The organism is Burkholderia sp. Ac-20379 (assembly GCF_017104645.1).
Classification (GTDB): domain Bacteria; phylum Pseudomonadota; class Gammaproteobacteria; order Burkholderiales; family Burkholderiaceae; genus Burkholderia.
On sequence record NZ_JAAGPF010000392.1, the window covers coordinates 1 to 5,948 of the forward strand.

Annotated in this window: 5 protein-coding genes and 1 pseudogene; 5 read left to right on the forward strand and 1 reads right to left on the reverse strand. The window is 67.2% G+C overall.

Going from position 1 to position 5,948, the window contains the following annotated elements; all coding sequences use genetic code 11:
- The 5 genes from G3N92_RS29675 to G3N92_RS29695 form a co-directional block, all read left to right on the forward strand.
- Positions 1-201 (forward strand): hypothetical protein (locus tag G3N92_RS29675; protein ID WP_206131132.1); only part of this gene is annotated, 201 nt, incomplete at its 5' end.
- A 522-nt stretch (positions 202-723) separates the two neighbouring features.
- On the forward strand, positions 724-1,014 hold the full coding sequence (locus tag G3N92_RS29680) for an H-NS histone family protein (RefSeq protein ID WP_206131133.1): 291 nt from the start codon (positions 724-726) through the stop codon (positions 1,012-1,014).
- Positions 1,015-1,521: 507 nt separating this feature from the next.
- A complete protein-coding gene (locus G3N92_RS29685) occupies positions 1,522-2,712 on the forward strand; it encodes a DUF4919 domain-containing protein (protein ID WP_206131134.1) in 1,191 nt (396 codons plus the stop codon).
- A 399-nt stretch (positions 2,713-3,111) separates the two neighbouring features.
- Positions 3,112-5,277 (forward strand): hypothetical protein, encoded by a 2,166-nt coding sequence (locus G3N92_RS29690; RefSeq protein WP_206131135.1) that lies wholly within the window; start codon positions 3,112-3,114, stop codon positions 5,275-5,277.
- A gap of 196 nt (positions 5,278-5,473) precedes the next feature.
- On the forward strand, positions 5,474-5,653 hold the full coding sequence (locus G3N92_RS29695; protein ID WP_206131136.1) for a hypothetical protein: 180 nt from the start codon (positions 5,474-5,476) through the stop codon (positions 5,651-5,653).
- Between the two features lie 39 nt (positions 5,654-5,692).
- Here G3N92_RS29695 and G3N92_RS29700 read toward each other — a convergent pair.
- Positions 5,693-5,948: pseudogene (locus G3N92_RS29700) on the reverse strand (penicillin-binding protein 1C); the annotation flags it as partial.

Here is a 5,948-nt window from a genome sequence, read left to right on the forward strand (position 1 = left end):
TTGCCGGGCGGCCTGCTCGAATGGGGACGGCGCTGGTTGTCGGGGCGCGGCGTGCCGGCTGCGCCCGTTTGCGGCGCACCGCCCGCGCGGCTCGACGCGAACCGCGCGCTGGCCGGGCCGGCGATGGCCGCGCTCGATGCACGCATCGGCGGCAGGACGCATGCGATGCCGGGGTGGGGCCCCGGCAGCCGCAATGGGTAAGCAGTTCAGTAACGGGTTCGGCGTGAGCCGGGCGACGCCGTGTGCCACGGCCGTCGTCCGCGAAAACGGGCTGCCGGGCCGCGGGCAATACGAAGGTTCGACGTGCGTGGCCGGTGAGACGAGGCGGTATGGTTCGGCGGTGCGGGTTCCGTTTTCGCAAGGTGTCCGGTCGGATTTCGAGCGTGACGATCATTGCGTGGCAACAGGCACGGCGGCGGCGCACTGCAGCGCCCGTCGTGACCGGATGCGAGGCGTGCCTGCCGGCATGCCGCGCATCGCGACAACACCATGCCGCCATGGCCAAAGGCGGTGTGCCGCGCGATCGTTCGCCTCGGGCCGGAGGCCGTTTTCCCGCATCGACTCGGATGCCGGGGGCAGGAAGCATGAAAAAAAGCGAGCCACTATCCCGCGATAGTGGGTTGAGACCTGTTTGAGCGTTATAAACCGTCGCCGCGCGCATCGAATCCTCACAGCCGTATGCCAGGGCGCGCGAGAACGACGGTGTTCTACGAGGAAGCTGTCATGTCGAATTACCACGAGTTGCTCGAGAAATTGAACGAGCTGACCCGCCAGGCCGGCGAAGCCCGCGAGGCCGAGCTCAAGACCGTGATCGCGGATATCCGGCGCGCCATCGCCGAATACGGACTGACCGAGCGCGATCTGTTTCCGCCGCGCCTGGGCCGCCCCCGCAAGGAGGATCAGAAGCCGAAGCCCCGTTATCGCGACCCGGAAACGGGCGCGACCTGGACGGGCCGCGGCCGCGTGCCGGGCTGGATCGCCGGGCAGGATCGCGACCGCTTCCTGATCGCCTGAGCGGCCGGGCGGCACGCGCCGCCCACGACGATCACGATCTCCCGGGCCGAGACGGCCAGTGCCAGCTGCCGCCGGCCCCGGGACGCAAAAAGATTGGAACGATCGATTGCCGGGCCGGGTGCAATGCGCCGGCGGCCATGGCGACGTCCTCCACGCATCGGATCGATTTGATGGCGCTACACCGTGCCGATTTATTTTTTTCTGCAAGTCAAACGTTTGCGAGCATCGATTCTTGCGTTCGAACGGTGAGTTTCGGGTGTTTCGTGGGATGGGGGCCTTCGTTGCCGGCAATCGGCGAAGGGCGGCGTCGCGCCGTTGCGATCGCGAACGGCCCGGGCGAGCCGGCGATGTAATGAGAATGATAAAAATCAGCAGGCAATTTGCATTAATCGGTTGCCGAGATTGAAATAAAAAGTAATGCACGCGCGTACCGATGTCGATGACCTCAAGGCATACTGTCGCGCTTCAATTGAATTCCCCTCCATATCAAATTAAAACAAGGTTTTCATGCAGCCGATCAGATCTCTGATTTTCCTGCTGTGCGGTTTCGCCGCGACCACGGCCATCGCCCAAGAATCCACCTCGCCGGTCGAACAAATGCAGAAGGCGCGGCAAGCGCTGGCCGGTAATGCGCAAATCGATCTTCAGCAATTCAGCCGCGATACGCAGGCCATCGCCACGGCGGCCAACACGCTCGATCGTTCCGGCGACGATGCGGCGGCGCTGAAGAAACTGCTGGAAGTGGAGAAATACGCGCCGCTCGCGCAATACCCCGATTACGACACGCAGGTCGTCTGCTTCAACGTCTACCGGAAGCTCGGCCGGGCGAGCGAGGCCGCTGCGTGCCTGCAGCGCGTGAATGCGCTGGCGGATATCCTGCTCAAGCGCTCCGGCAGCGGCGATACGCCGGACGACCCGGTGCGCGTGGTGCGGGTCGGCGAGATGGGCGATTGGGTGCGCCTGCATTCGGGCACGGTCAGCAGCGTGGGTTCGCTGGATTACCGGGGCGCCATGCTGCAGAAGGTGTCGTATGTCGCGCCGGCCGGCGGCAGCCCGGCCGTGGTTTATTTCGCGACGAATCCGCGTGAAACCGAGGAAATCAAGCAGGCGAATCAGGATATTTTCAGGCCGCTGCCGGTTTCACCGGACCAAGGTCAGTTCGGCGCCGCATTGAAAGACGCGCATGAACGGCGCATCGCATTCCTGAACGACACGAGTTTCAATTATCTCGAGTTGATTCAAGCCGTGCAGGACGATCAGAAGCAGGCAATGCAACTGGCACAGCAAGGCGACGTGACCGCGGCGCTTGCTAAAATTCGCGAGGTCGAGAAAATCCGTCCGATTCGCGATATTCCGATTTTCAGCCTGATTTCGAACTACAGCTTCCTGCTTGGCAAATCCGGCGATACGCAGGCGCAAAACGAAATGCGGCTGTACCTGTTCGGCATCACGCAGGATATCGCCCACAGCGGCGATGGATTGACGCCCGATACGGCCGTGCACGTGGTGGCCATCAACGAGGAACTGAGCTGGCTGTTCGTCAAGAAGTTGCGGATAGGGCGCCAGTCGTTGCAGAAGGCGCAGGATCGCGACATCGATGCGATCGACACCGTGGATGCGAACGGCCAAGCGCGCACCTACTATTTCGACGTGACGGCGCTGTTCAAGCGCTATCGTCCGGCGCTCGCCGGCCACTGACCGGCCGGATTCCGGAACGACCCGGCCCCGCTTCAGGCGGGGCTTTTTCATGGGCGCGAACGACGCGTCGCTGTATGGCGGCGGCGATTGTTTCTCGCCGCGCCGCGCTCGAATTCCGGCGGCTTCCTCAAGTGAAAAATACCGAAGGCACACGCATTGCTCGCGGCCGGGCGGCGCGGCGTGGACGCTCGCTTGCCGCCCGTCGTACCGCCCCATGCCGGCGCACGGTCTTGCCCGTTGCCGCTTCGCAGCATCTCAGCGTTCCCGCCGAACGATCTCCCGCCGCGCCGCCACGGCCCGCCGACCTCTGCCCGACATTTGCATTACGCTCGATCGACGATAACCGGGCCACATCGCATGGCTTCCGAGGCCACTGACCGACATCAATCAGGAGGGGGCATGGCACCACGTCGTTTCGTCAAATCGCTGATCGCATCGTGTCTGTGCGCGGGGCTGCTGGCCGCGTGCAACGACGACGGCACGCAGTCCGGCGGCACGCAGCCCAGCGCCGCGTCGCTCGCGTTCCGGATGGATGCGGGCGGGCAGATCAACGCCTTCTTCCGGCAGGACAAGGTCGCCGCGCATCTGTTGATGCGCTCGTCGGCCAAGCCGCGCCTGCTCGTCGTGTTCCCGGCCGGCAACAGCGGCACGGGGCTGTGGTTCGACGACACCGCGCAGGCGGTCAACTGGAACCTCGATACCGCGCCGTCGGCGATCTCGAATCAAGACCATCTGGGCCGGCCGCTGTACGGGATCGCGTCGGATGTGTCGGTGGATGCCGCCACGCTGACGCTTCGCCAGGGGCTGCTCGGCAGCGTGCGCTTCCTGCGCGACTACAACGGCGGCGCAACGGTGCCGTCGCAGATCGTCACGGCGCCTACCGTGCAGGGGGCGACCGCGCAATGGCAGCGCGATCGCGTCGACGGCGCGCCGGGCCAGGCGCTGCGCGTCACGCTGCGCGACGGCGGCAGCCTCGCCGCGACGCCGGACGGCAAGCTCGTGCTGACGGCGCCCGCCGGCGCGACGCGGCTGCGCCTGCACATCGAGGCGTTGTCGGGCGAGACGCCGCTGTCGCCGATCGGGCACGGCGACCTGTTCGAGGCGTCGGTGGGCGCGGATCCGGTCAGCCAGAACGTGGTGGAATTCCTGAGCTTCAACGACAAGCTGCTGGCCGGCTCCTGGCAGTACGACACGTATTTCGGCCGCGACACGCTGATCTCCGTGCAGATGCTGATGCCGGTGCTCAAGGCGCCGGCCGTCGAGGCGGGGCTCGGCGCGGTGTTGAGCCGGTTGTCGCCGGACGGCAAGGTGGCGCACGAGGAGGGCATCGGCGAATTCGCGCTGATCGACAACGCGAAGAACGGCCGCCCGAACGATGCGACGCCGACCTACGACTACAAGATGATCGACAGCGATTACCTGCTCGCGCCGGTGATGGCCGCCTGGCTGATCGACGACGTGCGCGGCCAGGCGCGGGCCGCGGCGTTTCTCGCGCAATCGTCGGGCGGCGCGACCAACGGCAGCCGCTTCGTCGCGAACCTGTTGCATGTCGCGCAGACGGCCCAGCCGTTCGTCCAGCAACCGGCCGCCGCGAACCTGATCCACCTGCGCCCGGGCGAGATCGTCGGCAACTGGCGCGACAGCACTGACGGCCTGGCCGGCGGCGTGGTGCCGTTCGACGTCAACGCGGTGCTGGTGCCGGCCGCGTTGCGTGCGGCGAGCCATTTCCTCGAGCGCGGCCTGCTCGATCCGTACCTGAGCGCCGATCAGCGCGCCGTGCTGCAGAACGCGGCCGGCGAAGCGGCGGCCTGGGAACAGCAGGCGCCGCCGCTGTTCCAGGTCAGCGTGCCGGCCGCGCAGGCGGTCACTGATGCGTCGAACTACGCGGCGTCGGCGGGCGTGCCGGCCGGCACGGCGCCCACCGGCGCACTGAACTTCTACGCGCTGTCGCTCGACGCGCAGGGCGCGCCGATCCCGGTGATGCATTCGGACGGCGGCTTCGCGCTGCTGCTCGGCACGCCGCCGGAAGACGAATTGCAACGGATCGTCGGCGATGCGATCCGGCCGTTTCCGGCCGGCCTGATCACCGACGTCGGCATGCTGATCGCCAATCCGGCCTATGCCGATCCGGCGCTCTGGCCGAAATTCACGAGTTCGGCCTATCACGGCACGGTGGTCTGGTCCTGGCAGCAGGCGATGTGGGTGGCCGGGCTGGACCGGCAACTGGCGCGGCAGGATCTGTCCGCCGCGATGCGCACGCAACTGACGCAGGCGCGCCAGCAGATCTGGCAGGTGATTTCGAACGCGCGCGACATGCGCACCTCGGAGATGTGGACCTGGTCCTACGCGAACGGCCAGTACCAGGCCGACGCGTTCGGCACGCGCAGCGCCGATGCGACCGAGGCCAACGCCGCGCAACTGTGGAGCACGACGTATCTGGCGATCCAGGATCCGAACCTGCGCGCCGGCAAGTTCTGGTGGCAGGCATCGGCGGGCGGCGCGAGCGCGGTGCCGTCGATGGCGGCGGCATCCACGCAGGCGCGCGCGCCGGCGAGCGGTTCCTAGGCCTGCGAACGATTGATTCCTCGGACGATTCGCGCCGCCGCGCGCGAATCGTTCGGAATCCGACGCGGTTTGGCCGCGAAGCGACGCCGCCGGTGTTTTCCCTCCCTGCGCAAGCGGGCGCGAGCCGCTATAACGACCGAAGCGCGGCCGAAGCGGCTTGCGGCCGGCGCGAGATCATGGGGAAGGGAGGGGGGCGATGCCGATGAAATGGCTGGCAGGACTGCTGATCGTCTTGATCGGCACGGCGGTGATTGCGGCGCGAAGCCCGGAGGACGACACGCAGATCGTGCTTGCGGCGGGCTACGGCGCGACGATCGTGATCGGCCTGATGGCGGGCCGGTTGCTGCGGGCGCGCGCGGCGCGCAATCGCCGGTAAACAGCCGGCTCAGGCGGCCGCGCCCGGCTCAGGCCGCGCTTACTGGCCGCCGCGCCCTGCCGTTCCCGGCCGAGCCACGGCCCCGCGCACCTCGAACGCCACCTGATCGGCCAGCTTGCCGCTCGCGTCGAGCAGTTCGAGCCGATGATGGCCCGGCCACGGCAGCCACGCGACGCGTTCGCCGCGCCCGATCGTGCGGCCGTCGAGTCGCCAACTGCCACGCCCGCTGTCGCCCGACACGCGCTCGAACCACACCCGCTGGTTGCGCGGCGGGATGTCGGGATCGAGCGCGAAG

What these genes read in the sequence shown, in the direction of transcription:
- G3N92_RS29690 (WP_206131135.1), top strand. Translation starts at nt 3,112, where the DNA reads ATGGCACCACGTCGTTTCGTCAAATCGCTGATCGCATCGTGTCTGTGC.
- G3N92_RS29695 (WP_206131136.1), top strand. Translation starts at nt 5,474, where the DNA reads ATGCCGATGAAATGGCTGGCAGGACTGCTGATCGTCTTGATCGGCACG.
- G3N92_RS29685 (WP_206131134.1), top strand. Translation starts at nt 1,522, where the DNA reads ATGCAGCCGATCAGATCTCTGATTTTCCTGCTGTGCGGTTTCGCCGCG.
- G3N92_RS29680 (WP_206131133.1), top strand. Translation starts at nt 724, where the DNA reads ATGTCGAATTACCACGAGTTGCTCGAGAAATTGAACGAGCTGACCCGC.